Genomic DNA, 2342 nt, shown 5'->3' on the forward strand with positions numbered 1-2342 from the left:
CGCTCGCCGAGGGGTTCGACGCGGAGTTCGAGGGCGACCTCGACCGGATCGGCGGGGTCGTCGACGCTCGCCCGGGGATGACGGGCTACCCCGCGGTCGTCGCCCGCGAGCTCGGCGTGCCGATGATCTCCGGTGCGACGCTTCCCGAAGGTGTCGCCGAGGGGGATATCGTCACCGTCGATGGCGAGCGGGGGGTCGTGTACGACGGCGACGTCGTCACGCCGGGCCGGCGTCGGTAGGTCTTACGCTGGGGCCGGCGTCGATAGTGCGCGTCGGGATGTCGACTCCGCTTGGGCCCGGACGCCGCGCCCGGCGCACGGGGCGCCCGATCGGCCTCACCCGCCAGCCCTTTATTCGGAACCGGCATAGAGACCTCCATGAGCCGCGACAGCGACGACGACGTGCGGAGCCGGGCGAACGAGGTCCGGGAGTCACGCGGCGACGAGGGCGAGGACGGGGCGGACGATGATGAGCCCGCCGACGGCGAGGAGAGCGAGTGGCGCTTCGCGGTCGACGACGTGGGCCCCGACGGGGTGACGGAGGACACCGCCACGCCGCGCGCGGAGCCCATCGAACCGGGGTCGATCGAGCTCGAACACGCCGTTTTCGTCGCGCTCGGCGTCGCACTGACGGTTGGCGTGTTGGTGTTCGGGTTCTGATCGGCCCGTTCCCGACCGTTCGGCGCGACCGATCTGCGTGCCACAGCTTATTCACTTCGCAGCCGTAGACACACGTATGGACGTGCTCCTGCAGGCCGATCTGTTCGGCCCCGAGACCCTCCCGCTGCTGTTATTGACGGCCGGGTTGCTGCTCTCGATGGCCGAGGCGCTCGCGCCGGGCGCGAACTTCATCGTCGTCGGCATCGCGCTTATCGGGGCCGGCCTCGCCGGGGTGGTGTTGGCGACGCTGGGGGTGGCTGGGACGCTCCTCACCCTGTTGATGGCGGTGTTCACGCTGCTGTTCGGCGCGGCCGCGTTCTACGGCTACCACGAGTTCGACCTCTACGGCGGGAAGGGCCAACAACAGACCAGCGACAGCGACAGCCTGAAAGGGCAGATGGGAACCGTCACCGAGCGCGTGACGACCAGCGGCGGTCAAGTGAAGCTCCGAGGCGGTGGGTTCAACCCCTTCTACTCGGCCCGTTCCATCGAGGGGACCATCGAGGAGGGCGAGGAGGTGATGGTCGTCGACCCCGGGGGCGGCAACGTCGTCACCGTCGAGTCGCTCTCCTACGTCGAAGACGACATCGATCGCGAGCTCGCAGCCGATCGGGCGCGCAAAGAGGCCGAGGCAGCGGCCGACGACGGCGGTAAACGGGAGCGGGCGGCCGACGACGACGCGGGTGAGCAGGAGGCGGCCGACAACGCGGAGCCGCACCTCGAAACCGAGCGGAACGACCGCGACTGACGATCCGGATCGACTCGCGACTCGACTCCGACACGCGACCGAAACGGTCGTGAGGCCGCGCCCGGAACCCCCGGTATGACGAAGTGGTTCCACAGCGGACGACGCCGGGACTGCTGTGCGCTGTTGTACGAGGCCGGCGAGCTGCGCGCACAGACGCTTAAAAACCGGCTGGAGACCCACTACGACGCGCGGATCGACCCGCAGTCGTTTTATGCGACCCTCTCGGCGCTCGTCGACTCCGGGTACCTCGTCCGCCGAACGGAGGGGATCGCCGACATCTACGCGCTCACCGACGCCGGCGAGGCAGCTCTGCTCGACCACTACGACTGGCTCTCGGACCGGATCGATGGCGGACGGGCCGCACAGGACGGGTTCAAGCGGGAGAGCTCCGAGGGAGACGGCGACGACGGGGCGTGAGGTCGAGAAAGTTTCTAAAAGATTAATAATGAGAACGCGTTTGCTTATTATATGACCGTCGTCAGCGTGTCGATGCCAGAGGAGCTGTTGAACCGGATCGACGAGTTCGCGGACGAACACGGCTACACCGGGCGTAGCGAGGTCGTCCGGGAGGCCTCCCGCAACCTGCTCGGGGAGTTCGAGGACGCGAAACTGGAGGACAGGCGGCTAATGGCCGTCGTCACGGTGCTGTTCGATTACGAGACCACGAGCGTCGAGGAACGGATGATTCACCTCCGGCACGAACACGAGGGGCTCGTCGCCTCGAACTTCCACAGCCACGTCGGCGGCCAGTACTGTATGGAGCTGTTCGTCCTGGAGGGGTCGCTGGAGGACATTTCCACCTTCGTCGGGAAGATCCGGGCGACGAAGGACACCCTCACGGTCGATTACAGCGTGACGCCCGTCGACGAGTTCGGGAGCGGGCCGCTCGCGGCCGCGGCGGCGAACGCCGGCGGCGAAGGGCACGGCCACGGTAA

Annotated in this window: 5 protein-coding genes; all 5 read left to right on the forward strand. The window is 67.8% G+C overall.

Annotated elements, in window-relative coordinates:
* Positions 1 to 239, forward strand: a 239-nt coding sequence (locus tag ACFQEU_RS14590; RefSeq protein WP_379783336.1) for a PEP-utilizing enzyme, incomplete at its 5' end; no start/stop codon positions are given.
* Between the two features lie 138 nt (positions 240 to 377).
* Positions 378 to 659, forward strand: a complete 282-nt coding sequence (locus tag ACFQEU_RS14595) for a DUF7312 domain-containing protein (protein ID WP_379783338.1) — start codon at positions 378 to 380, stop codon at positions 657 to 659.
* 76 nt (positions 660 to 735) lie between these two features.
* Positions 736 to 1407 (forward strand): NfeD family protein, encoded by a 672-nt coding sequence (locus ACFQEU_RS14600; protein WP_379783340.1) that lies wholly within the window; start codon positions 736 to 738, stop codon positions 1405 to 1407.
* A 75-nt stretch (positions 1408 to 1482) separates the two neighbouring features.
* Positions 1483 to 1824 carry a PadR family transcriptional regulator gene (locus ACFQEU_RS14605; RefSeq protein ID WP_379783342.1) on the forward strand — a complete coding sequence of 114 codons (342 nt, stop codon included), beginning with the start codon at positions 1483 to 1485 and terminating at the stop codon, positions 1822 to 1824.
* Between the two features lie 51 nt (positions 1825 to 1875).
* The coding region (locus tag ACFQEU_RS14610; protein WP_379783344.1) for a CopG family ribbon-helix-helix protein at positions 1876 to 2342 on the forward strand (467 nt) is incomplete at its 3' end.

It is taken from the genome of Halorubrum tibetense (assembly GCF_042661865.1).
Taxonomy (GTDB): domain Archaea; phylum Halobacteriota; class Halobacteria; order Halobacteriales; family Haloferacaceae; genus Halorubrum; species Halorubrum tibetense.

Excerpts from the sequence above, each read along its gene's own strand:
- ACFQEU_RS14605 (WP_379783342.1), top strand. The coding sequence starts at position 1,483 with ATGACGAAGTGGTTCCACAGCGGACGACGCCGGGACTGCTGTGCGCTG.
- ACFQEU_RS14595 (WP_379783338.1), top strand. The coding sequence starts at position 378 with ATGAGCCGCGACAGCGACGACGACGTGCGGAGCCGGGCGAACGAGGTC.
- ACFQEU_RS14600 (WP_379783340.1), top strand. The coding sequence starts at position 736 with ATGGACGTGCTCCTGCAGGCCGATCTGTTCGGCCCCGAGACCCTCCCG.